The organism is Streptomyces bathyalis, from assembly GCF_015910445.1.
Taxonomy (GTDB): Bacteria; Actinomycetota; Actinomycetes; order Streptomycetales; family Streptomycetaceae; genus Streptomyces; species Streptomyces bathyalis.
Map to the genome: position 1 here is coordinate 4,157,916 of NZ_CP048882.1, position 23,889 is coordinate 4,181,804.

Annotated in this window: 15 protein-coding genes and 1 rRNA gene; 8 read left to right on the top strand and 8 right to left on the bottom strand. The window is 70.1% G+C overall.

The features are described from left to right. Positions 1-66 precede the first annotated feature (66 nt). The gene (locus G4Z16_RS18085) at positions 67-843 is read left to right on the top strand and encodes a PIG-L deacetylase family protein (protein ID WP_281393697.1); all 777 of its coding nucleotides are present in this window, start codon (positions 67-69) and stop codon (positions 841-843) included. Between the two features lie 44 nt (positions 844-887). Here the strand turns inward: G4Z16_RS18085 and G4Z16_RS18090 are convergent, their stop codons facing one another. After that, positions 888-1,358, bottom strand: coding sequence for an SseB family protein (locus tag G4Z16_RS18090; RefSeq protein WP_246530924.1), 471 nt, complete (start codon positions 1,356-1,358; stop codon positions 888-890). A 205-nt stretch (positions 1,359-1,563) separates the two neighbouring features. After that, the gene (locus G4Z16_RS18095; protein ID WP_197351788.1) at positions 1,564-2,916 is read right to left on the bottom strand and encodes a PrsW family intramembrane metalloprotease; all 1,353 of its coding nucleotides are present in this window, start codon (positions 2,914-2,916) and stop codon (positions 1,564-1,566) included. A gap of 825 nt (positions 2,917-3,741) precedes the next feature. Between G4Z16_RS18095 and G4Z16_RS18100 the strand changes: the two genes are divergently transcribed. Then, positions 3,742-4,671, top strand: coding sequence for a PRC and DUF2382 domain-containing protein (locus tag G4Z16_RS18100; RefSeq protein WP_197351789.1), 930 nt, complete (start codon positions 3,742-3,744; stop codon positions 4,669-4,671). Between the two features lie 145 nt (positions 4,672-4,816). Here the strand turns inward: G4Z16_RS18100 and trmB are convergent, their stop codons facing one another. From trmB to G4Z16_RS18115, 3 genes are all read right to left on the bottom strand, one after another. Further along, the gene (gene trmB, locus G4Z16_RS18105; RefSeq protein ID WP_197354725.1) at positions 4,817-5,596 is read right to left on the bottom strand and encodes a tRNA (guanosine(46)-N7)-methyltransferase TrmB; all 780 of its coding nucleotides are present in this window, start codon (positions 5,594-5,596) and stop codon (positions 4,817-4,819) included. Positions 5,597-5,800: 204 nt separating this feature from the next. After that, positions 5,801-7,126, bottom strand: coding sequence for an L-2-hydroxyglutarate oxidase (gene lhgO / locus G4Z16_RS18110; protein WP_197354726.1), 1,326 nt, complete (start codon positions 7,124-7,126; stop codon positions 5,801-5,803). A 227-nt stretch (positions 7,127-7,353) separates the two neighbouring features. After that, positions 7,354-8,841 carry an NsdA family TPR-like regulatory protein gene (locus G4Z16_RS18115; protein ID WP_197351790.1) on the bottom strand — a complete coding sequence of 496 codons (1,488 nt, stop codon included), beginning with the start codon at positions 8,839-8,841 and terminating at the stop codon, positions 7,354-7,356. 1,463 nt (positions 8,842-10,304) lie between these two features. On the opposite strand from G4Z16_RS18115, the gene G4Z16_RS18120 reads away from it, so the two are divergent. After that, entirely contained in the window at positions 10,305-12,908 is a 2,604-nt protein-coding gene (locus G4Z16_RS18120; RefSeq protein ID WP_197351791.1) for an asparagine synthase-related protein, read from the top strand. Between the two features lie 31 nt (positions 12,909-12,939). On the opposite strand, the gene G4Z16_RS18125 is transcribed toward G4Z16_RS18120, so the two are convergent. Next, complete coding sequence (locus G4Z16_RS18125; RefSeq protein WP_197354727.1) at positions 12,940-14,019, bottom strand: EamA family transporter; 1,080 nt, start codon at positions 14,017-14,019, stop codon at positions 12,940-12,942. Positions 14,020-14,133: 114 nt separating this feature from the next. Here G4Z16_RS18125 and G4Z16_RS18130 point away from each other — a divergent pair, with 114 nt between their 5' ends. After that, positions 14,134-14,568 (top strand): Lrp/AsnC family transcriptional regulator, encoded by a 435-nt coding sequence (locus G4Z16_RS18130; protein ID WP_197351792.1) that lies wholly within the window; start codon positions 14,134-14,136, stop codon positions 14,566-14,568. 256 nt (positions 14,569-14,824) lie between these two features. Here G4Z16_RS18130 and G4Z16_RS18135 read toward each other — a convergent pair whose 3' ends face one another. Further along, the gene (locus G4Z16_RS18135; RefSeq protein ID WP_197351793.1) at positions 14,825-15,718 is read right to left on the bottom strand and encodes a TetR/AcrR family transcriptional regulator; all 894 of its coding nucleotides are present in this window, start codon (positions 15,716-15,718) and stop codon (positions 14,825-14,827) included. 403 nt (positions 15,719-16,121) lie between these two features. On the opposite strand from G4Z16_RS18135, the gene G4Z16_RS18140 reads away from it, so the two are divergent. Next, positions 16,122-17,516 (top strand): NAD(P)/FAD-dependent oxidoreductase, encoded by a 1,395-nt coding sequence (locus G4Z16_RS18140; RefSeq protein WP_246531318.1) that lies wholly within the window; start codon positions 16,122-16,124, stop codon positions 17,514-17,516. A 211-nt stretch (positions 17,517-17,727) separates the two neighbouring features. Then, positions 17,728-19,596 (top strand): ATP-binding SpoIIE family protein phosphatase, encoded by a 1,869-nt coding sequence (locus G4Z16_RS18145; protein WP_197351795.1) that lies wholly within the window; start codon positions 17,728-17,730, stop codon positions 19,594-19,596. A gap of 88 nt (positions 19,597-19,684) precedes the next feature. Here the strand turns inward: G4Z16_RS18145 and G4Z16_RS18150 are convergent, their stop codons facing one another. Beyond that, entirely contained in the window at positions 19,685-21,031 is a 1,347-nt protein-coding gene (locus G4Z16_RS18150; RefSeq protein ID WP_197354728.1) for an MFS transporter, read from the bottom strand. A 134-nt stretch (positions 21,032-21,165) separates the two neighbouring features. On the opposite strand from G4Z16_RS18150, the gene G4Z16_RS18155 reads away from it, so the two are divergent. Then, complete coding sequence (locus G4Z16_RS18155; protein ID WP_037977614.1) at positions 21,166-21,711, top strand: MarR family winged helix-turn-helix transcriptional regulator; 546 nt, start codon at positions 21,166-21,168, stop codon at positions 21,709-21,711. A 564-nt stretch (positions 21,712-22,275) separates the two neighbouring features. After that, positions 22,276-23,802, top strand: a 16S ribosomal RNA gene (locus G4Z16_RS18160). Positions 23,803-23,889: the final 87 nt, after the last annotated feature.

A 23,889-nucleotide genomic window follows, 5' to 3' on the forward strand; every position in this document is an offset into this window, starting at 1 on the left:
ATGGTGCTCCCAACGGAGAGGATCCCGGCTGCTTCGGCAAACGTCCTCGACGGGAAGATGCCCCCCGTGCCCACCCTCATCGCCCTCCACGCCCACCCCGACGACGAAGTCCTGCTTACCGGCGGGACCTTGGCGAGGGCTGCCGCCGAAGGGCACCGGGTCGTGGTTGTCGTGGCCACGGACGGGCTCATGGGCGAGACGCCCGAGGGCGAGGAGCCGCCGCGGATGGGCGAGTTGAGGGCGAGTGCGGCGGTGCTTGGCGTCGCGCGGGTCGTGCACCTCGGGTACGCGGACAGCGGGCACGGGAGAGAGCTGTACCCAGATCCGCCGGACCGGATCCGATTCGTACGGGCGGACACCGAAGAGGCCGCGCGGCGGTTGGCGGCGGTGCTGCGTGAGGAAGTCGCCGATGTGCTGCTCAGCTACGACGCCAACGGCGGATACGGGCACCGGGACCATGTGAAGGTGCACCACGTCGGGAAGCGGGCTGCCGAACTGGCGGAAACGCCACGCGTGTTGGAGGCCACCATGCCTCGGGAAGTCTTCGGCCGGCTGATGAGGCTCGTGCGGCTGCTGCGGGTCCCCGTGCGTTACGACCCCGAGTGGCTGAGCCGCATCTATTGCTCCCGCTCAGACATCACCCACGCGATCGACGTGCGGCGCTACGCCCGCCAGAAGCAGGCGGCCCTCGCCGCGCACCGCAGCGAGGTGCAGGGGACAGGAAGGATCGCTCCCGCGATGCGGGCGCTGGTGCGGCTGCCGGCACCGGTGTTCGGGCTGCTGCTCGGACGCGAGTGGTTCGTCGAGGCAGGGCGGGAACGCCGCCCTGGTGCGCGCCCGTAGAGGCAGGTCCCGGCGGAGTCGCCAGAGGATGGGCGGATGGGCCCTCAACGGCTCCTGGTGCGGCCTCCGTTGGCCGCGTACGCGTCGGCCGTCGCCCTGTCCGGGACGATGCCCGCCACCGGCGGCAGCACCTTGCCGTCGTCGGTGCCGGCGTCCAGCGCCACGCCGCAGGGCCGGCCGGCCGCGGGCACGACGAAGTCGAGGAGCTTCCAGCCCATCACCTTGCGGTGGTCCCAGATCTGCTTGCCCTCCTCCTCGGAGGTGCCGGGCTGCCGCATGCCGAGGTCGGCGTCGCTGCCGTTCTTCGCGAACGCGGCCATGAGCTTCTCGTCGGAGAAGGCGAGGAGCCAGCGGATTCCGTCGACTTCGGCGGACCAGATGCCGCCCTGGTCATCCATCGGTACGAGCAGGGTGCTGTGGCGGATGCCCTTGAGGAAGGCGGCGAACTCCGGCCCTCCGGCGGCCGCTTCCTCCCGGATCTGCTGCTGGGCAGCCACCAAGTCGGTCAGTTGCACGACCGCCCCCAACCCTCTGCTGCCACTCCCGTACCAATGGGGGGCATGCTGGCAGCGATGCAGGGTCCCCGCAAGTATGTGCTAGTCGATGCAACGGGCACACGGAGTGAGGGAACTTGGGCCGCTTTGCCCGCCGCATGCCGAACTGCACCGGCAGCGGGAGCCGTTCGCATCACCGTCGTTGCGGGGTCGGCCACAAGTACCTTCAACGGACCGGGAACTGCAGAGGCCCGTGCGGTGCCATTCCTCCCCCGCCGGGCGCACCACCTTGCGGACCGCCCGGCCCACCACCGGGCGGGCCTCCCCACCCCGGAGGCCGGGGCGGACGCGGCGGCCGATAGCGGTTGAGGTTGATCGCGGCCGACGCCGTCGGAGGTCCGGCCACACTGTGCCGGTGCCAGAGGTGGTGCAGGAGTTCCTGCTCGCGGGCGTGGAAGTCGGGTGCGGGCGACCCGTGGTGCGCACGGGCACGCAGCAACGCCAGCGACGTCGCGAAGTGCTGGTACTCGGCGACGGTGCGGGCGCCGGTCGGCCCGTGCGTACGGCGGGCGAGCGTACGGGCCATCGCACGCGCCCTCATGGAGGCCAGCCCCCACGGCTCCGGCGTATCGAACCAGCCGGCAGCGGCGTACGCGGGAAGCGTGTCGCGGACCGTACGCAGCTCGAGCCGCCGCGACCAGATCGCCAGCCATGTCAGCGCGGTGAAGACCGGGATCATGAAGAGGGCGTAGACGAACAGGAACGTGAAGTCGGGCAGGGACGCCGAGCCGTTCCAGATCGCGTGCAGCAGTGACGCCGTCAGCAGCCCCAGGATCGGGATGAGGATGCGCAGTGTGCGTCCGAGACTCGGCAGCGCGGCGACGATCCCGAAGGCGATGCCCGTCAGAGTGGTGAAGAGCGGGTGGGCGAACGGCGCCACGATGATGCGGATGAAGAAGGTCATGGCGGTCACCGACTCGTGCAGCGCCTCGGGGCCCAGCAGTTGGTCCTCGCCGAAGGCGGTGCCGAGGTAGAGCACGTTCTCGGTGAAGGCGAATCCTGTGGCGGTGATCCCCGCTAGCGCGATGCCGGAAATGACGCCGTTGAAGTGCCGCCTGCGGAACAGGAAGAGCAGCAGGATGGCCGCGCCCTTCGCCGTCTCCTCGACGACCGGGGCGACGACGGCGGAACCCAGCAGGTCCGCGCGGGGCTGCGCGTCGGCGTCGGCGAAGGACGTCACGAGCCAGCTGGCGGCGAGGCTGTTGGTGAGGAGAGCGACCAGAGTCGCGGCGAACGCACCCCACGCGAAGGCGAAGAGATGGTTGCGCCAGGGTGTCGGCTCGACGCCGTCGATCCAGCGGAAAGTGGATATGAGCAGAGGCACGGGCAGGACGGCCAGGCCGAGGCCGACCAGGAGGCCGAGCGTGCCGGTCTGCTCCCGCACGATGCCGAGGATGACCAGGCCGCAGAGCGCGAGCAGCGCGATGAGGGCCAGGAGGCGGAGCGTGCGACTGTGCCGGCTCCACCAGGAAGGCGTCGTGGGTATGCGGTAGCGCCACTCGGCGGGGGAGGCGGGCATAGCCGGGAACTGGGGCTGCTGGTCCCAGGCCGGGACGGGGTGCGTGTGGGGCTGCGGCTGCGGACCCGGCTGCGTCGGCGGCTGGTACCGGGATTGCGACCCGGATTGCGACCTGGGCGGGTCGTACGGGTGTGTGTACGGGCCAGGCTGCGGCTGCGGGCCGCCGTAGGGCTGGGGTTGCGGCGGCGGACCGCCGTACGGCTGCGGCTGGTGTTGCTGTTGAGGCGTTGGCTGCGGTGTTGCCTGCGGTGCTGGATCCGGTGTTGATTGCGGCGTCTGGTGCTGGGCGGGAGACGGAGCCGTGGCCGGGGGCGGCTGCGGCGGGACAGCACCCGAGGCACCCGACGCCCCCGAGGCGTCAGGGCCAGCGCCGCCTGCCGACCGTGGATCCGTCGCCTCAGCCGCCTCAGCCGTCTCGGCCGGATCCGCAGAGTCCGCCGCGGACGTCGCCGCCGTATCTCTCGCGTCCGCCGCGGACGTCGCGTCCTGGCCCGTCCGGTTGCGGTCCGGCGTGGGCGTGTCCGCACCTGCTGCGTCGTGCCCCTCCTGGGAGGGGCCGTGCCCGTGCGGGGCCGCGTCGCGCGCGCCGGAGGGTTCGTCGTCCACCACTCGACAGTAACGAGGCACGCGACGGCCTGTAGCGGAGTGCCCCGGATTGACGGACGAGGGCTGCGAACAGGGCCGCCATGAGAGATCGCGCGGGGCCGGCCATTCACCCGTTTGGCCTGATTTGCTCACGAATGTTCTGGTACCGGCGTGCGCGCGGATCCAAGCGGCGTTTGCCTGGAAGTGGAGCGATACGCCATTGGGAGTAGGAGGCTCTTCATGATCTCCCAGGAGCAGATCCCCGCAGTGGTGGATCACATGATCTACGACCCCGACGGAAAGAAGATTGGCGAGGCACGTCACGTGTTCCTGGACGAACGTACGGGCGAGCCGGAGTGGGCGACGGTCCGTACGGGACTCTTCGGCACTCAGGAGACGTTCGTACCGATCCATGAAGGCCGAGTCGTCGGGGACAACATCGAGGTGCCCTTCCACAGGACGAAGGTGAAGGAAGCGCCGCACATGGACGTCTCGAGGGGCCGTCTCACGGAGCAGCAGGAGCGCGAGCTCTACAGCTTCTACGGCCTGGCATGGGACGGGTCGCAGGCAGCGCCCGACGCCGCCGGATCAGAGACTCAGGGCACTGCCGCCGGCACCGGCACGCAGACGGCCGAAGGCTCCGAGGCGGGTGCGGCGGGAGCAGCCGGCGCGGCAGGAGCGGCCGGTGCGACCCGAGCAGCGCCCGCCGGCGCGATGCCCTACGGGAGCGATACGGCAGGTGCCGCTGCCGCGCCCGCCTATGCGACCGGGCAGGATGCCATGACGCGTTCCGAGGAGCACCTGCGCGTCGGCACGGAACGGTACGAGACGGGTCGTGCGCGCCTGCTGAAGTACGTGGTCACGGAGGAGGTCGAGCAGACCGTTCCGGTGCGCCACGAAGAGGTGCGTCTCGAGCGTGAGCCGATCACCGACGCCAACAGGGACGCCGCCTTGAGCGGGCCCGAGATCTCCGAGGACACCTACGAGGTCATCCTTCACGACGAGCGTCCGGTCACGGAGACCGAGGCGGTGCCGGTCGAACGGATCCGTCTGGTCACCGAGGAGCACGTCGACCAGGAGACCGTCCGCGGGACGGTCCGCAAGGAGCGCATCGAGGTCGAGGGAATCGACGATTCGACCGCCTACGGCTCCGGTGGAGCAGCCGCCTGACGGACGGCCCGCCAGGACCGGCAGGGCGGACAGACACCGACAACGACCGACAACGAACGACCGACAAGGAACGGTGCAGGGCCGGGTTGATGCCCGGCCCTCGCCGCGTCCCGAAAGGTGCCTGGCCGCGTCCCGTGGCCCTCGTTCAGACGCGGCGGAAGAGCAGGTCGCGCACCTTGTGCCCCTTCTCCAGGCCCTGTTCCTCGAAGCGCGTACGGGGCCGGATCGCCGGCCGGGGCGCGAACCCGCCGTCGAGCTGGGTGTTCTCGTACGCGGGGTGCCCGGAGAAGACGTCGAGCATCTGCTCGGCGTACGGCTCCCAGTCCGTCGCGCAGTGCACGAGCGCGCCCGAACGGAGCGGTCCCGCAGCGAGATCGAGGAACTCGTACTGGATCAGGCGCCGTTTGTGATGCCGCTTCTTGGGCCACGGGTCCGGGAAGTAGACACGGAGGCCGGAGAGGCATTCGGGGGCGAGCATCTCGCGGAGCAGGATGATCGCATCGCCGTTGCCCACGCGGACGTTGGTCAGCCCGCGCTCCTCGGCAAGGCGCAGCAGGTTGCCCTGGCCGGGGGTGTGCACGTCGACGGCGAGGAGGTCGGTCTCCGGTTCGGCGGCGGCCATCTCCGCCGTCGCCTCCCCCATTCCGAAGCCGATCTCCAGGACGACGGGACGCTCCTCCTCCCGCTGCCCGGCCCGCTCGGCGGACTTCTCCACCGTCCCCGGTCGACCGGGGTCCGCGAACAGCTCGGCCAGGTCGATACGGCGCATCCCGTCGATGTCGAAGCCCCACTGTGGCCAGAGCCGGCGCAGCGCGGCCCGCTGCCCCGACGTGACGCGGCTGCGGCGCGGCTGGAAGCTTCGGATGCGGCGCTCGTGATGCGATCCGGCCGGGTCGGCCGACGGGCCGGTGCCGTCCGGGAACATGGCAGGTTTCTCAGGCGTCTCAGGCACAGTACGTCCACTGTACGGGCGCGGCGCAGGGCCTTGAGCTGCTCACCGGATCTTCCGCCGGCGGGCCTCCCGGGCCGCGTGGCCTCACGGCTCACCGGGGCTTGCGGCGCGCTCCCGCCTCCCGGGGCTCCGCGCCTCGTCTCCCCCGCGTCCCGCCGTGCCGGCTCGTCCGCCTGCTCAGCGCGTCACCGACTCCAGCGCGTTCAGGGCACTGAGGGCGCGCGACGCCACCTCCCGGCCGATGGGCAGCGAGGCCGTCGCCGCCGGGGAGGGTGCGTTGAGGACGTGCACGGCGTGCGGGCCTTCGGTGATCAGGAAGTCGTCCACGAGGGTCCCGTCGTGGAGCACCGCCTGCGCGCGCACCCCCGCGGGAGCCCGTACCAGGTCGTTCTCGGAGACCTCGGGGAGCAGTCGCTGCACCGCCCTCGTGAAGGCGCGCCTGGAGAGGGAACGCCGCAACTCCCCCGCCCCGTAACGCCAGTGCCGGCGCGCCATGTGCCACGTGCCGGGGTGGGTGAGGATGCCGGCCAGCTCAGCCGGGCGGACCGTGCTCCAGTCGTATCCCTCCAGCGCCAGGGCGGGGACCGCGTTCGGACCGAGGTGGACGCCGCCGTCCACGCCGCGCGTGAGGTGGACGCCGAGGAAGGGGAACGCCGGGTCGGGCACGGGATACACCAGGCCGCGCACCAGATCCTCGCGGGAACGCTTCAGCTCGAAGTACTCACCGCGGAAGGGCACGATGCGCGCCGCCGGCTCGTCCCCGGTCAGCTGCGCGATCCTCGCGCAGTGCAGGCCCGCGCAGTTGACCATCGCGCGGGCCCGTACGACGGAGGGGCCTGGCGCGGACACCGCCGAGCCGAGTCCCGCCGTGCGGTCCGTCTCGACGCGGAGGGCGACGCCCGCGCCCGGCCGTCGCCGAACGGCCGTGACCTGCGAGCCGAAGCGGATCTCGGCGCCGCCGTCGCGGGCGAGCCGGGCCAGCTGCCCGGCCACCGCGCCGAAGTCGCACACGCCGGTCGTGCCGACGTGGATCGCTGCCAGGCCGCGGACGTGCGGCTCCCGCTCGGCGATCTGCGCGGGGCCCAGCTCCCGTACGGGGATGCCGTGTTGCCTGCCGCGCTGGATCAGGGCGTGAAGCCGGGGCAGCTCCTCGCGCCCCGTGGCGACGATCAGCTTGCCCGTGACCTCGTGCGGAACGCCGTGCTCGGCGCAGAAGGCGACCATCTCCGCCGCGCCCTCCACGGCGAAGCGCGCCTTGAGCGAGCCGGGCCGGTAGTAGATCCCGCTGTGGATGACACCGCTGTTCCGCCCCGTCTGGTGCCGGGCCGGGCCGGGCTCCTTCTCAAGGACGACGACGCTCGTGCCGGGCGAGGCGCGTGTGATCGCGTAGGCCGTGGAGAGCCCGACGATGCCGCCGCCGACGATCACGACGTCGCAGTCGTAGCCGGGACGGGGACGGGCGCGGCGGGAGCCGCCGGGCGTCGCGGGCGCCGGCTTCTGCATGGCCCTCCCCGGGGTGGTGCTGGAGATGCTGGACGGGTCGTGCGGGCGCGGCTCGCTCATCGCGCGAGAGTGGGCGGGGCGGGCGAGCCGGGGGGCACGTCGTCCATCATGAACCGCGCCACTGACAACGTGCTGCGACGCAGGTCACGATGTGATCGTGCCCCCTCGGACGCCGCCCTTGCTCAGGCAGTACCCGCTCAGGCAGTACCCACTCTGAGGGGCAGATTTCACGCGGGTGCGGCCAGCAGCGGCCGTGCCTGCTCCCTCAACTCGGCCACGCGAGGCTCGTCCCCGTACGGCTCGAGCCGGTTGAGCAGATCCCGTACGTACTCGGTGGTGCGTGCCGACGAGATGCGCCCGGCCACCTCGACCGCGCGGGCTCCGGCCGCGCACGCCGCGTCCAGGTTGCCCGACTCCAGCTCGGCGACCGCCGACACGACCAGGCGCAGCCCGTGCGACCGTACGAACTCCTCCGTCGGCTTCGAGAGGGCCTTCTCGGTGAAGCGGCGCACCTGGCGTGGGGCCTTCAGATCGCGGTAGCACTCGGCGGCGTCGGCGGCGAGGCGGTCGTAGGAGTAGAAGTCCAGCCAGGAGGGGTCGGCGTCGCCCTCACGGGCCCGCTCGAGCCAGCTCTCCGCCCCGGACAGAGCGGCGCCGCAGGCATGTGAGTCGCCGGCCTTGGCATGGGCGCGGGCCTCGACGAGGCGGAAGAAGCTCATGGTGCGGGCGGTGGCCAGGCCGCGGTTGCGTTCCACGGCGGCCTGCGCGAGATCGACGCCCTCGTCGGCGAAGCCGCGGTAGGTGGCCTGGAGCGACATGGAGGCCAGTACGTAGCCGCCGAGGGGGACGTCGGCGGCTGCGCGGGCGAGGCGCAGGGCCTGGATGTAGTACCGCTGTGCGGCTTCCTGTTGCCCGGTGTCGAAGGCCATCCAGCCTGCGAGGCGCGTGAGTTCGGAGGTGGCGCCGAAGAGGGAGCGGCCGACCTCGTCGGTGTACGCGCCGAGAAGTAATGGTGCCGCGTCCACGCGCAGACACTCCGGGACCATCGACGAACGCCAGTCGCCACCGCCGTACTTGGAGTCCCAGCGGCGGGCCTCGTCGGCGGCCTCGCGCAGCTTCGCGACATCCGTGTGCCCGACGCGCAGTGGCGATGCGGGCTCCGAATCGCCTGCCCCGTCAGGGCCGTTGCCGGACCCGTCCGCTCCCGCGCCCGTTCCTGAGGCGGCGGCGGTCTCCGGGTCGCGGGCGACGGAGCTGTCGGCCGGAGTTATCAGCCAGCGGGACGCGGGCGTCGCGTACGCGCTGACCGCGAACGACCCCGCGAGCGACTGCCAGATGCCGCCTCCGCCGCGCCGGCCGCCGTGCAGATCGAGACGGTAGAGGTCGGTGGCGGCCTTCACTGCCGCCCGTACGTCGCGTGGGAAGGCGAGGCCGACCTCGGGGGCGGGGTCGGCATCTGCGAGGCCGATCTCGTGCAGCGGCACCGGGCGGCCCAGCTTGCTGCCGATGGCCGCGGCGATGAGGTGCGGCGCGGCACCCTGCGGGACCATGCCCTTGGAGACCCAACGGGCCACGGACGTCTTGTCGTAGCGGAGCGTCAGTCCGCGCTGGGCACCCAAGTCGTTGACTCTTCGGGCGAGTCCGGCGTTGCTGATTCCCGCGAGGGCGAGAACGGTGCCGAGTTTCTCATTCGGCCCGCGTGGCTCCCTGGACATGCGCGCACACCCCTGACACACACCGACGGCCGCCCCGCCGGCCGGTGCGAACCGACGGCAAGGCACCTGCTACCCGCGCGAGAGTCGCGGGATGCATCCCTTGAACGCCGGACCGGTGGAACAGGCACGACGCGGGGACGCACTGAAGACTTAGCGTAGTTCGCCGGATCCCTACCGTTAAGGGGCGCCGGATGGGATGGCGGGATTCGTGTCCGTGCGCAGGGCGGCGCGGCAGGGCATCGGCCGGCGCCCCGCCGTGTACTGCCTGTTGCCGGATCCGGGGGACGTAACTGTCCCCGTGGGCGCGAATGTTCGGTCGCGAGGGGTTCTGAGGGTGGAGCCGTGGAGGGCCGGACGGACCGGGCGCACGCGGTCGCCGTTTCCGTATGAGGTGTCTTCGTGTGGACGGTTGTGTCACCGCTTGTCCCGATGCGCGGACGTGCGCCTGACGTTGGGCGCGTACGTGCGTCCGTCACGTGCCAACGTCCGTACGGCGCACGGGAGTCGGCCGAAATCCATGTGGAGAAGTCGTCGGGCAACGGTGGTTCCGGGGCGCCGCCCGTGCTCCGGGTGTGTGGTCGTGCGCCCGCGCATGCGCCTTTGCCGGTCGGCGGGCGGGAGGTTCCATGAGAGGTGCGTGGGTCGGCCCGCTGAACTGGACCAGCGGGCTGGGGGAACCGCCGCCCCGCTCCCCGCGGGCGACGGTCCGGCCCGGGAAGTTGGAGAAGCCTTCCCGGGCCGGCGAACCCCCGGGATGACTCCTCCGTCCGCGCCTGATGGGTGGTCAGGCGCCGGATGTCCGCGCTTCGTGCCCCTCTTTCGCCGACTTGCTGCGCTGCCCGTGCTTGCGGTGGTGCCGGGCTCCAGGCGCCCCCGCGGCTGCGCGGTTGCCGATCTCGGCCCGTCCACGGAGGAGTTGCCGCGCGCGTTCGGGATGCCGCTCTCCCGCTGCCTTCCTGTCTCCCTCGCGGCCGGCCCACGGGGTCGTGGCGGCCTGGTCACAGAAGGCGCTGTCGTCGTCCGTACGGGCACCAGTGCCGCACGGACGTACGAGCGCGGTGAACACAGGGCGTAGGAATCCGGGACCACCGGATCGCTCGCCGGTGGCCCGTCAACGCGCAGCCGCGCTCCCATACTTGGCCGAATAACATCGGTCAGCCGTGCGGTGCCGCACGCTGACGCCAGAGGTATATGCCGTGCCTTACGGGCGTCCCCGGACATCCCGCCCGCACCCCGTGGGAATCGCCGCACCACCCGGCGCACGAGCCATGCAACCCGCTTTCATGAGCGGCGCGTTGAGGCCAGATATGCGCCCCTTTCACGCCTCTCGTGCACCCTTCTCGTGGCAACATGGCCGCAGGGCAGTACGGGGCACCCCGTCGGAGACAGGGAGCTCTCCCCGGCCGGAGGCAGGGGAAAGCACGCCCCGGACGGCGTCACTCAGGCAGCGGAGGCGGGCGGCGATGCGATGGTTGGTGGGATGGAGCAGCGCCGCTTCTGGACGCGGACGCCATGCACCGGGCTCCCTGGAGCCGGTCGGCGCGCAGCTGCTGTGGAGTGATCCCGACCCTCTGTGGGCCGTGGGGGACTGGCGTCCGGACGAGGTCCGCGTCATCGAGGCCGATGCAGCCAACCGCCTTGCCGTCTTCGGATGTTGCGGCGCCAGCGACGAAGAACTGCGCCTGGGTCTTTCCGCGGCACGCGGCGGCGCCTACCGGCACCTGACCGCCTGGCCCGGCAGTTACACGGCCGTCGCCTGCGTCGGCCGCCGGCTCACCATCGCCGCCGACCTCGCGGGCGCCCGGCCCGTCTTCCATACTCCGTGGGACGGCGGCACCGCCTACGCCACCGCTGCCCTGCCGCTCGCCGACCTCACCGAGGCGCAGCTCGACATCGGCCACCTCGGCGCGCTGCTCGCGTGCCCCGACGCACCCGAGGCGCTCGGCGACGGCACCCCGTACGAAGGCGTGCGCCGCGTACCGCCGGGGCACGCGCTGATCCTGCGCGAGGGCAGCCGCGAGATCACCAGCTACGAACCCGCGTCCTCGCTCGTCGTCTCCGCGCCACCGCCCGTCGACCCGGAGACCGCCGTGGCCCGGGTGCGCGACGCCCTCATCGAAGCGGTACGTGCCCGGCTGGCGGCCCCGCGGCACGCCTCGGAGAGCGACCTGGGATACGGCTCCGGAGCCGACGGCGTCCCGTACGGCAACGGCGGTTCGTACGGGGACGGCAACGAGTACGTGAGGAACGGCGGTGCGTACACGGGTGGTTCCTACCCGGGTGCCGCCTACGGGGACGAGGGGTACGGCGAACGGAGCCACCCCGAGCGGGCGTTCAGCGACGACGTCCATCCCGGCGGTGCCTACGGACACGACGAGTACCTGCACGATGCCTACGAACGCGACGCGCATCCCCAGTTCCATGAAGGTGCCGCGTACGGCAACTCCGGTGCCGGTGCCGGAGGTTCCGCACAAGGCGCCTCGCGGGCGCGCAACGCCCGCTCCGCGAACGGCATGGACGGCCGCGACCCCGGCCCCGTCCCGGGCATGGGTCCGGCCGACAGGCGCGCCGCACGTGGCGGTCCCGCCCCCGGCGTGGGGGCCGACCTCTCCGGCGGACCGGCCTCCGGCACCCTCGCCCTTCTCGCCGCAGGCCTTCCGGGCGTGCCGGGCACGGTGCACGGCACGCTCGACGGATCTGAAGGGGGTGCGCGGCTGCTGGCGGTGACCTTCAACGACCTTGCCACCAGCACCGGTTCGGATGGTTCGGCCGCCGCGGAACTCGAGCGCGCGCGCAGCATCGCCGAGAATCCGCGGCTGCACCATGTCGTCGTCGCGGCGGGCGAAGAGGCCCTTCCCTACGCCGACTTGGACGGGCCGCTCACGGACGAGCCCGGGCCGTCCCTGGTCGTCGCGGACAGGCACCGGCAGCGGCTTGCCGTCGGCAGCTCGGACCACTTCGTCGGGTACGGCGCCCGCCAGGTCATGGACGCCCATCCGGCGCGCCTCGCCGACCTGCTGATGGACCGCCGCCGGCGCCATCTGCTGCGGCCTGTCGCGGCGTTGGCCCGATCGGAGGACGTACCGCCGGGGCGGTCGGTCCTGGTGCCGTGGACGGTCTACAGAGCGGCCCGCAAGCTCGCGCGCACGCAGTACCGGGACGGCGTCACCAGCACCGCCGAGCGTCTGCGGGCCGGCGGATCGGCACGCAACGGAACCGGCCGGAACGGAAACGGGCGCAACGGCGCCGGTCAGGGGCGCGGTGCCGGAAACGGCGCCGGGGCAGGTACCGGCACCGACGCAGACGCGGACATGGGGAAAGGTTTTGCCGACCTCGGCCCATTCGGCGGCGCGGGCGGCTACGGCAGCGAGGGTGCGGTCGGATCTTCCGTCGCCGCTCTCACCTGGTGCCGGCCAGGACCGGCGGCCCGATGGCTGACGGGGGAGGCGCTGGCCGAGGTCTCCGCACGGCTCGAGGCCGCGGCCAGACTCCGGCCGACGGTCGAACGACCCGGCGAGCGCCGCGCACGCGCCGCCCTCGCCCGCCAGGCCGCTGACCATCGCGTGCTCGAGCAGGCCGCCGAGATCCGCAACCAGCGGCTGCACGCGCCCTTCTACGACAACCAGGTCGTACGGGCCTGCCGCGACCTTCCCGAGGCCCTGCGCGTCAAGCCGGGCGCCCGGGCGTCGGTGCTGCGCGCTGTGCTGGCGGGGGCCGGCGTGCACGATCTGCCCGCGGGCTGGGGCGCCCCCTCCTCCGCGTATCAGGCGGCCTCCGCACGAGCGGGCCTGCGCGCCGCCGCCGGCGAACTCATCGACCTCTTCGACTCCCCACTGCTCGCCGACGCGGGACTCGTCGAGGCGAGAGTCGTACGGAAGGCCATCCGTGCCGCATCCAAGGGCGAGCCCTTGCCCCTCGACGGTCTCGCCGACCTGGTCTCCACGGAGCTGTGGCTGCGGCGGCTCATCTCGCGACGCGGCACATGCTGGACGGGCTCCGCCGCGCCACGGCAACGGGCCGTCGCCTCGGGCGTGCTCCCCGCCGCCCAGAAGCGGCCGGCGCTCTGACTTCGGTCCCTACTGCTTCGGTCTCTCCTGCTTAGCCCCCGTCAGAAGGCCGGGGAGACTGCGGTGGGGGTGCGGGTGCGGGTGCCGGTGCCGGTGCGGGTGAGGTTCGTGACACCTGGGGCGCGGTCCGGGACGAAGGCCGTTCGGCGGACTCACCCGCGGCCCGTTCCTGATGGATCGCCACTCCGCCGATGACCAGTGCGACACCGGCAAGTTCGAGCCATGTGGGCACCTGACCGAGCACGGCGAATCCGATCAGTACGGCCGTCGCCGGCAGGAGCGACAGCATGAGCGCGAACGTCGCACGAGGCAGCCGTGACATGGCGAGCTGATCGCAGACGTAGGGGATGACGGACGAGCACACCCCCACCCCGAACGCGCTCGCCAGCAGCACCGGCGATGTGAGCGCGATCGCGGCCTCACCGATGCCGACGGGAGCGACAACGGCCATCGCCACGAGCATCGCCGCACCGAGACGGTCGATGCCCGATGCGCCGCCGTCAGCGGCCAGCCGGTGGCCCAGCACCACATAGAGCACGAACAGCGCACAGTTGCCGAACGCGAAGGCCAGTCCGAGCGGTTCGGCCGAGAAGTGCACGTCCGTGAGCAGCCAGACCCCGCCGACCGCCATGACGAGTGCGCATGCATTGCGCGTCGAGCGGAGCCCGAACGCGGCGAGCAGCACCGGCCCGAGGAACTCGATCGCCCCCACCGTCCCCAACGGCAGCCTGTCCAGGGCCAGATAGAACGAGCTGTTCATCAGCCCCAGCACAGCCCCCAGCGCCAGCAGCAGCCGTCGTTGCCGCCACGAGGACGCCGCCCACACCCGCCACGGCCGACGCCAGAGCGCGAAGACGACCGCAGCCGAGGCGCAGCGGAGCCAGGCGACCCCGAGCACCTCGATGCGGGCGAACAGCAGCACCGCGAACGCCGGCCCGAGGTAGTGGAAGACCGCGCTGGTCACGAAGTACGCGGACGGTGGCAGACGGTCGGCCCGCGCGGCCGCCCCGCCCGCCGCCGACCTGGCCCTGGACCGAGCCGCACTGCGTCCGGCTGCGGAACCAGCACCGGCACCCGAGACACCCCGACGGAAGCGCCAGACCTTGACCATGCCTGACACGATCGCAAGCATGAATGCGCTCAGCCATGCCGAAAGCGCAAGCCTGGACATGAAATGGTTTCGTGTCTGCCCTGAAAATCACTCCTCAACTTGGCGATGGTGAAGATGGACGCTGTGGATCGGGCGATCCTGACCGAACTCGACGCCGACCCACGTCTGCCGACCGCCGAACTGGCCCGACGGATCGAGGTCTCGGTGCCGACCGCTCGGGACCGCCTGCGACGGCTGCACGAGAGCGGCGTCATCCGCGGCTACCACCTGGACGTGGACCCGGCGGCGCTCGGCTACCCCGTGGCCGCCTTCGTGCGCGTACGGCCCGGGCCCGGACAGCTACCGAAGATCGCCGAACTCGCACAGAGCCTGCCGCAGGTCAGCGAGTGCCACCGCATCACCGGCGAGGACTGCTTCCTGATCAAGGTCCACGCGGCGGACGTCGCTTCCTTCGAGGAAGTCCTCGACCGGTTCCTCCTGTTCGGGCAGACCACGACCTCGATCGTTCAGTCCACGCCCGTACAGCCCCGGACACCCGGACTGGGGTGAGCCAGCACGGACGGACGGCATAGGGGCGACGACGGACGAGCCGCCCGCCGAGCGGAGTCGAGGCCCCCGGCGGAGAAGTAGCCGCCCACCGGCCGACGTCGGCTGTGCCGGCCGGCCGGTGAGTGCAGCGCGCACGACGGAGCCCGGCGCGTACGGGCCTGGCGGAGCCCGCCCGTTGAGCTCTACCCGGGCGGGCCCTTCGACGCCGTCGCCTGCGCCGCTGGCGCTCCGTCTCCCGCAGTGGTGCCTACGGCTGCTACGGCCGCGGGCGCAGCCCTTCCAGGAGTATGTCGAGCAACCGCCTCGAGGCCGCCGCCTGTTGCGCCGCATCCGGCAGCGAGGGGGCCGCGGTGGCTATCACCAGCAGCACATCGCCGACCGTCACGTCGTCGCGCAACTCCCCGGCGTCGCGGGTGCGTTGCACCATCTGGCCGACGACGCTGAGCAACTCCGCACAGCCGGAGTCGTCCTCGAAGCCGTCGAGACCGTCACCGCCACGCTCTGCCTGCCCCTGGGCGGCGGAGCTCGTTGACGTGCCGTCCTCGACCAGCCTCAGCCCGGACTGGCCCTCCTGCCCGTACGCGGGCTGCCGCTGCTGCGGCACCCGCGCCGAGGTGCCGTCCGTGACGGAGGCATCGCCTCCCCAGCCGTCGGCGCGCAGTATCTGCGGCGGCAGCAGACGGCCGGCCCCGGAGGCCACCGACGTGCGCAGGAAGCGCGAGAGGGCCGACCACGGTTCGTGCTCCTGGCCCAGAGCCGTCCGCGCCTGCTCGGTGAGGCGGGAGGTCTCCTCCGCCGCTATCCGCCGGACCAGTACTTCCTTGCTCGGGAAGCGCCGGTAGACGGTGCCCACGCCGACACGGGCCCTCCGCGCGACGTCCTCCATCGGCGCGCCGTAGCCCAGCTCACCGAAGACCTCGCGGGCTGCCCGCAGTACGTGTTCCAGATTCCTCTGTGCGTCCACCCTCAGTGGAGTGGGACGCGGAGCGGCCACAGGCTGCGGGGCCCTGCCGGCCCTGTTCGCACTGGTGGTCCCGTCGATGCGGCCGAATCGTTCGCCGCCGTCGCCCGCCCCCTGACTCCCGTTGTCCGGAGCTGCCGACATGGCAGCAGCAACGGAAGAAGAGCCGTGAATACCCTGAATGCGCATCAATGTTCCCCCGGTCATCAAGTCTCCCCCCGGAGACCCTCACGCTGTCGCGGCCGGCGGTGCCAATACCGTGGTCCTCAGGTACCGCACCTCCGACGACCACGAACATAGTTGAGCCGTGGTCAAGAGAGAAGAGGGCGTTCTCGCGGACGTCTTGGAGCGGCAAGAGTGGCGCCCCCGCCCACCCCCTCGCACCCTTCCCGGCCTCTCGTCATCCTGCATCTGACCTGCTCATATCTCGCCGATGACATGCCCTCGAGCGTGGCGGACGCATACCCTCCGTCGGTCACACAATTCTTTGAGCCTGTGGACAAACCCCCGGTCGCGGGTGCGTCATGGACTGGTGACGAAGGCGAAGAACGGAACCGCGCGCATTCTCGTGATCGGCGGCGGATATGTGGGCATGTACACGGCCTTGCGTCTTCAGCAGAAGCTGAAGCACCAGCTCAGGCGAACGGCGAACGGTTCCAGCGGCTCCTCCGCCTCCGGCTCCCGCTCCAATGACACCGGTTCGACCGGCTCGACCGGCTCCGGTGGAGTCGAGGTCGTCGTGGTCGACCCCGAGCCCTACATGACCTACCAGCCGTTCCTCCCCGAAGCGGCAGCCGGCTCGATCTCGCCCCGGCACGTCGTCGTGCCGCTTCGCAGAGTGCTGCGCGACTGCAGGCTCGTCGTCGGCGAGGCACTCTCCATCGACCACGAACAGCGCATCGCGTACGTCAAGACCCTCGCCACGGAGGAGGAATGCACCGGTGCCATCGAGATCCCCTACACCGAACTCGTACTGGCACCCGGGTCCGTGTCGCGCACCCTCCCCGTCCCCGGTCTCGCGGAACACGGCATCGGCTTCAAGACCGTTGAGGAAGCCATCGGCCTCCGCAACCATGTACTCGAACAGCTCGACATCGCCTCGTCCACCCGCAATCCCGAGGTTCGCGACGCCGCGCTCACCTTCGTCTTCGTCGGCGGCGGCTACGCGGGCGTCGAGGCCCTGGGCGAACTGGAGGACATGGCCCGCTACGCCTGCCGCTACTACCACAACGTGCGGGCCGAGGAGATGAAGTTCCTGCTCGTCGAAGCCTCGAGCAAGATCCTCCCCGAGGTCGGCGAGGAGATGGGCACCTACGCCCTGCGCGAGCTGCGCTCCCGCAACATCGACGTACGCCTCGACACGCGCCTCGACTCCTGCGAGAACCGGGTCGCCGTACTCAGCGACGGCTCCCGCCATCCCACGCGCACCCTCGTGTGGACCGCGGGCGTCAAGCCGAACCCCGTCATCGCCGCCGCCGGCATGCCCCTCAACGGACGCGGCAGGCTCAAATGCACGGCTCAACTGCGCATCGACGGCGTCGAGAACGCGTGGGCGGCCGGAGACGCGGCCGCCGTGCCCGACGTCCTGGCCGAGGAGAAGGGCGAGAAGGGCGCCCTGTGCGCTCCCAACGCCCAGCACGCCGTACGTCAGGCGAGACGTCTCGCGGACAACATCGCGGCGACCCTGCGCGGCGCGCCCGCCACCGACTACCGTCACGCGTACGCGGGCTCCGTCGCGTCGCTCGGGCTGCACAAGGGCGTCGCGCACGTCTACGGGCGCAAGTTGAAGGGCTACCCGGCGTGGTTCATGCACCGCGCCTACCACCTCAGCCGCGTTCCGACGATCAACAGAAAGGCACGAGTTCTCGCGGAATGGACCTTGGCGGGACTCTTCAAGCGCGAGATCGTCTCCCTCGGTTCACTCGAACATCCCCGCGCCGAGTTCGAACTCGCTGCGGGCGGCGTACGTCGCCCCGAGGACAGCTGAGGGCGGGAGTCTGCTGCCCCACAACGGCGGGGCAGCCGACTCCCTGAGCGGCGCCGGGTGACCCGACGGGTGGCCGTTGCGTGATCCAATGTCTGCGCCGTGCACCACGCGGAGCGTGTGACCATGAGTGGGCTCGCATCCGCACACAGTGACCAGCACGACGGCCGAGCGGGGGGCCGTCTTCCCGAACTACGCGAGGAATCGGACGACCGTGAATTTCACGCGCTGGAGCGCCCGACTGCCCGGCACACAGCGGCGCAACTCGGCAGCGCAGGCAGCGAGGGCAACAGCAGCGCAGGCGCGCGAGGCGTCCGCCGGGGACGGTGCCGACGGCGACAGCGACACTGCCGCCCCCGCCGATGATGCGGCACCCGCAAGCGCAGGAACTGTCCCCGCGGCGCGGGCCGAGCGCCGCGACGCCACGCCCGTGGACGGAGTGGATGCCGACTGCCCGGCCACCCGGCCGGGCCGGACCGCCCCGTCCCCTGAGTCCACTTCCTCCACCCCGGCCCGTACGAGCAGCGAAGCATCCGGAACCACCGGGGCCTCCAGCGCGCATGTAACCCGCAGCATCGATGCGCTGTCCGTGCACGATCTGCTCGGCCAGGTCCCCGCTCTGGCCGCCGTCGTACATGGCGCCGACCACCGCATCGCCTACATCAATGACGCCTACATCGCTGTCTTCGGTCACCGGACCCAGGGCGACGCCGCCCGCGACGCCCTCCCCGAACTCGTCGAGCTCGGCCTGCTTCCCCTGATGGACCAGGTGCTGCGCAGCGGCAAGCCCCGCACCGTCAAGTCGCGCCGGGTACCCCGCACAGCCGACTCGCGTGACAGCCGGGATGCCTTCTACACCTTCACCTGCACTCCCATCACCGCAGACGGCGAGAACGGCGTGCTGATCTTCGCCGCCGAAGTCACCGACCAGGTCGAAGCCGCCGAGCGGCTGCGCGCCAGCGAACGCCGCCAGCGCGAGGCCGCCGTCACGCTCCAGCGCAGCCTGCTGCCCCAAGAACTGGAGCAGCCTGACGATCTGCGGGTCGCCGCCACATACCAGCCGGGCGGTACGGAAGCGGCCGTCGGTGGCGACTGGTACGACGTCATCACCCTCGGCGCCGGCCGCACGGCGCTCGTCATCGGCGACGTCATGGGCCGCGGCGTACGCGCCGCGGCCGTGATGGGCCAACTCCGCACCGCCGTACGCGCATACGCCCGCCTCGACCTCCCCCCGCACGAGGTCCTGCAGCTGCTGGACGGGCTGGCCGCCGAGATCGACCCCAGCCAGATCGCCACCTGCGTATACGCCGTGCACGACCCCAACGAGGGGCTCCTGCACTACGCCTCCGCAGGCCACCCGCCGATCATCGTGCGCGATGCGGACGGCACGGTCCAGCGTGCCCCCGAACCGACCGGACCCCCGCTGGGCACGGGCGGCTGGGTGCACACCTCCAACTCGCTGCCGCTCCCGCCCGGAGGTTCCGCCGTTCTCTACACCGACGGCCTCGTCGAACGGCGCGACGCCGACATCGACGCCGGAGTCTCCAAGCTTGAACGAGCCTTCGCAGGCGCCACCGGCTCCCCCGACATCGTCTGCGACCGCCTGCTGCGCTCACTCGGCATCACCGCGGAACACGACGACGATGTGGCCGTCCTCGTCCTCCAGCACCCAGCCCGTACCGGCCACGACGCGGAGCTGTTTCACAACGCCGCCCTCGACCTGCTCGGCGGCACCGAAGCAGCCCCTCGCGCCCGTGCGTTCGCCTCCGGAGTGCTCTCGTCCTGGCGATTCCCGAGGGAGCTGCACGACCTCGGCGTACTGGCAGCCAGCGAACTCGTCGCCAACTCCCTCCAGCACGGCACCCCGCCGATGCGCCTGCGCCTGCGCCGTACGGACCGGCGTCTCATCGTCGAGGTCACCGACGGCGACGAGCACCTGCCGCGACGGCGCGCCGCCGATGCCGTGGACGAAGCGGGACGCGGTATCTCCATCGTCGCCACCATCGCCTCGGCATGGGGTTCGAGAAGGACCCCCGGAGGAGGCAAGTCGGTGTGGTGCGAATTCACCCTCCCGACGACCTGACGCGACGGTGAGACCGCGCTGCTGAGGCGTCGGCCTCCTGTTCGCCTCCTCCGGACGTACTTGCCGAATGCGCTGACTGGAGCGCCCTTCAGCCCACGCGGACCGTGGCCCGTGGCGCGCGCTCTTCAGCTATGAGGCCCGCCGACATGTCCTTTCCTGTTTCGGCCGTGTGCTGCTGACCGCTGCTGCCCGCAACCACGAGGGACCGGTACGGCCGGTCCTGCGCGACCGTCAGGCGCCGGCCCAGCCACAGCGCGAGCAGGCTCACCATCAGAGAGCAGCCCACCAGCATCACGATGTAGACCCCGTACGCGCCGACGGCAGCCAGCAGCCCGCCAACAGCCGGACCCACGGCCAGAGCCAGCTGCTTCACCAGCGCGAACGCCGAGTTGTACTGGCCGACGAGCCGCCTCGGGGCCAAGTCGGCCACCAGGGGCGCAACCGTCGGCGACAGCATGGTCTCGCCGACCCCGAAGAGCGCGTACGTCGTGATGAGCAGCGCAGTCGCCGCCGCCTGCGTCCCGTGAACCAGACCGGAGGCACCGGCAGCCACCCAGGCCACGGCCCAAATGACACCGACCAGAGCGATGACCCGGCTTCGCCGCCGGCGCTCAACCAGCCGCAGGACCACGAACTGCGCCAGGACAATCATGGCTGTGTTGGCAGCGAGTGCGATGCCCAGCGTCGCCGTCGATATTCGAGTGACCTCCACCGCGTACGCCGACAACCCCGACTCGAACTGGCCGTAGCAGGCGAAGAACAGCACAAAGCCGAGCACGCACAGCAGCACCATCGGCCGGTCCCGCAGCAGCACCGACCAGTTGCCGCCCGCCGACTCGCGCGCCGCCGCGGCGTGGGCGTCCATCTCACCTGTTCGGGGGAGCGGGAGCCGGACAGTCGCCAGCACCGTCGCGAGCACGACGAACATGGCGGCCTCGATGACGAACAGCAGCGTGAAAGTGGCCGGACGGTGCTCATCGACCATCAGCCCTCCGAGGAGCCCGCCGACACCCAGGCCGAGGTTGTTCAGGAAGAACTGCGTCGCGAACGCGCGCGAACGAGTCACGGTCGTCGAGCACGAAACGATCATGGTTGCGAGTGCGGGCTGCAGAACAGCCACCCCCGCTCCCATGAGCGCCGACGAGGCCAGGGCAGAGGCCGCGCTCTCGGATATGCCGAACCCCAGCGCACCGACCATGCCGAAGGCCGAACCCACGAAGGCCACAGGCATCGGCCCCCGCCGGTCGATCACCCGCCCCGTGAACGGAAGCACCACGAGCGCGACGACGGCGAACACCGCCAGCACAGCGCCGGCAGTGCCGTCGCCCAGGCCTCGCACGCGGGACGCGTACACGAACAGGAACGGCGCGGTGAAGCCGTTGCCGAACGCCGCGAGGGCGTTCCCGAACTGGATCCGGCGCAGCGCAGCGCCCATCGCCCTGGTCACACTCACCTACCTCTGATCAAGTCCTCGATCCACGAGGAGACTTCAAAGCTAAACTTCGAATCTAAAGACTACACAGAGCAAGGCTTCATGTCGAACGACTTCACGTGGGATACTCCGGGGCCATGCCTCCAGTGCCGGACCGACAGCCCACCCTCGACGAGCAGATCGCCATCTACCAGCGCGAGTACCGCGACCTGGACCCGCAGGTGGAGAAGGTCGTCAACGCGCTCAGCCGCCTCGACCGGCGGATGAACGTCGCGTACGGGCGACAGCTCGGGACTTTGGGACTCGGCCACGCCGAGTGGGAGGTCCTCAGGGAACTCGTGATGACGGGCTCGCCGTACCAGCTGTGGCCCGGCACGATCGCCAAGCGCCTCGGACTGACGCCCGCCGCCATGACACACCGGATCGACCGCATGCTCGCTCAGGGCCTCGTGACCAGGGAGCGGGATCCGGAGAACCGCGTTCGGGTCATCATCGGGCTCACCGACGAAGGCCGTGAGAAGTGGATCCAAGTGATGCGCAAGGCCTCGGTCTTCGAGGAGGAGCTGCTCCAGGACCTGACCAAAGTGGAGCGGGTGCTGCTGGGCGAGTTGCTCACACGCCTCCTGCGCCGCGTGGAGGACGCCCAGCCCGATGCCGGCGGCCGTCTGACCGACCTGGACTGAGGGCCGTGGGCCGGCGGCTGGCAGCAAGTTGACACGGCACGCGGCGATCCGTATTGTCCTCCGGGTTGCCACGGAGCCCTAGGGCTTCCGAGGCAACACTCTTGCCTTCCGATGGCAGTCTCTACTGAAGTGTTCTCCCCGTCCCGCGGGGCTGTTTTTCGTGTGCCTGTGTGTGCGGAAATCAGTTCGGTGTGGGTTGTGAGGCGTCTCGATTTTGAGGTGCCGGGGGAGTTCCTCTACTGTGGCGGCCGCGTCGGAAGACGGCCCCCTCCCGGCAGGGGAATCAGAGCAGAAAATTCCGGTCCGTTCGGAGCGGGAATTCAGATCTGATAGTGTCGGGATCACCGAGAGGGAAGCGCCCGGAGTGGCCTGTGACAGGGTTGTGATGGAAGCGTCCGTTCTTTGAGAACTCAACAGCGTGCCAAAAGTCAACGCCAGATATGTTGATACCCCGCATCCCCGGGTTTTTGGGGGTGTGGATTTCTTTGATGACAGCGAGGACGCTGTGCACGACTGGGATTATTCCTCCTGGTTGTGCCGCTCTTACGTGATGTCGAGTATGCATTCACGGAGAGTTTGATCCTGGCTCAGGACGAACGCTGGCGGCGTGCTTAACACATGCAAGTCGAACGATGAAGCCTCTTCGGGGGTGGATTAGTGGCGAACGGGTGAGTAACACGTGGGCAATCTGCCCTGCACTTCGGGACAAGCCCTGGAAACGGGGTCTAATACCGGATACTACTTCCTTGGGCATCCTTGGGGGTGGAAAGCTTCGGCGGTGCAGGATGAGCCCGCGGCCTATCAGCTTGTTGGTGGGGTGATGGCCTACCAAGGCGACGACGGGTAGCCGGCCTGAGAGGGCGACCGGCCACACTGGGACTGAGACACGGCCCAGACTCCTACGGGAGGCAGCAGTGGGGAATATTGCACAATGGGCGGAAGCCTGATGCAGCGACGCCGCGTGAGGGATGACGGCCTTCGGGTTGTAAACCTCTTTCAGCAGGGAAGAAGCGAAAGTGACGGTACCTGCAGAAGAAGCACCGGCTAACTACGTGCCAGCAGCCGCGGTAATACGTAGGGTGCGAGCGTTGTCCGGAATTATTGGGCGTAAAGAGCTCGTAGGCGGCCTGTCACGTCGGATGTGAAAGCCCGGGGCTTAACCCTGGGTCTGCATTCGATACGGGCAGGCTGGAGTTCGGTAGGGGAGATCGGAATTCCTGGTGTAGCGGTGAAATGCGCAGATATCAGGAGGAACACCGGTGGCGAAGGCGGATCTCTGGGCCGATACTGACGCTGAGGAGCGAAAGCATGGGGAGCGAACAGGATTAGATACCCTGGTAGTCCATGCCGTAAACGTTGGGCACTAGGTGTGGGCGACATTCCACGTTGTCCGTGCCGCAGCTAACGCATTAAGTGCCCCGCCTGGGGAGTACGGCCGCAAGGCTAAAACTCAAAGGAATTGACGGGGGCCCGCACAAGCGGCGGAGCATGTGGCTTAATTCGACGCAACGCGAAGAACCTTACCAAGGCTTGACATACACCAGAAAGCTGTGGAGACACAGCCCCCCTTGTGGTTGGTGTACAGGTGGTGCATGGCTGTCGTCAGCTCGTGTCGTGAGATGTTGGGTTAAGTCCCGCAACGAGCGCAACCCTTGTCTCGTGTTGCCAGCAGGCCCTTGTGGTGCTGGGGACTCACGGGAGACTGCCGGGGTCAACTCGGAGGAAGGTGGGGACGACGTCAAGTCATCATGCCCCTTATGTCTTGGGCTGCACACGTGCTACAATGGCCGGTACAATGAGTTGCGATGCCGTGAGGTGGAGCGAATCTCAAAAAGCCGGTCTCAGTTCGGATTGGGGTCTGCAACTCGACCCCATGAAGTCGGAGTCGCTAGTAATCGCAGATCAGCATTGCTGCGGTGAATACGTTCCCGGGCCTTGTACACACCGCCCGTCACGTCACGAAAGTCGGTAACACCCGAAGCCGGTGGCCCAACCCCTCGTGGGAGGGAGCCGTCGAAGGTGGGACTGGCGATTGGGACGAAGTCGTAACAAGGTAGCCGTACCGGAAGGTGCGGCTGGATCACCTCCTTTCTAAGGAGCATGTGGCGTCAGGTTCACCTCCCAACCGGAGGGTCCTGCCGTCCAGAGCCAGTACACCGGCGCACGTCCGGTGCTGGT

Bases quoted from the DNA above. Each gene is read 5' to 3' on its own strand.
- trmB (WP_197354725.1), bottom strand. From the start codon at position 5,596: ATGTTCCCGGACGGCACCGGCCCGTCGGCCGACCCGGCCGGATCGCAT.
- G4Z16_RS18120 (WP_197351791.1), top strand. From the start codon at position 10,305: ATGCGATGGTTGGTGGGATGGAGCAGCGCCGCTTCTGGACGCGGACGC.
- G4Z16_RS18115 (WP_197351790.1), bottom strand. From the start codon at position 8,841: ATGTCCAGGGAGCCACGCGGGCCGAATGAGAAACTCGGCACCGTTCTC.
- lhgO (WP_197354726.1), bottom strand. From the start codon at position 7,126: ATGCAGAAGCCGGCGCCCGCGACGCCCGGCGGCTCCCGCCGCGCCCGT.
- G4Z16_RS18150 (WP_197354728.1), bottom strand. From the start codon at position 21,031: ATGGGCGCTGCGCTGCGCCGGATCCAGTTCGGGAACGCCCTCGCGGCG.
- G4Z16_RS18095 (WP_197351788.1), bottom strand. From the start codon at position 2,916: ATGCCCGCCTCCCCCGCCGAGTGGCGCTACCGCATACCCACGACGCCT.
- G4Z16_RS18100 (WP_197351789.1), top strand. From the start codon at position 3,742: ATGATCTCCCAGGAGCAGATCCCCGCAGTGGTGGATCACATGATCTAC.
- G4Z16_RS18130 (WP_197351792.1), top strand. From the start codon at position 14,134: ATGGACGCTGTGGATCGGGCGATCCTGACCGAACTCGACGCCGACCCA.
- G4Z16_RS18125 (WP_197354727.1), bottom strand. From the start codon at position 14,019: ATGGTCAAGGTCTGGCGCTTCCGTCGGGGTGTCTCGGGTGCCGGTGCT.
- G4Z16_RS18155 (WP_037977614.1), top strand. From the start codon at position 21,166: ATGCCTCCAGTGCCGGACCGACAGCCCACCCTCGACGAGCAGATCGCC.
- G4Z16_RS18135 (WP_197351793.1), bottom strand. From the start codon at position 15,718: ATGCGCATTCAGGGTATTCACGGCTCTTCTTCCGTTGCTGCTGCCATG.
- G4Z16_RS18140 (WP_246531318.1), top strand. From the start codon at position 16,122: ATGTACACGGCCTTGCGTCTTCAGCAGAAGCTGAAGCACCAGCTCAGG.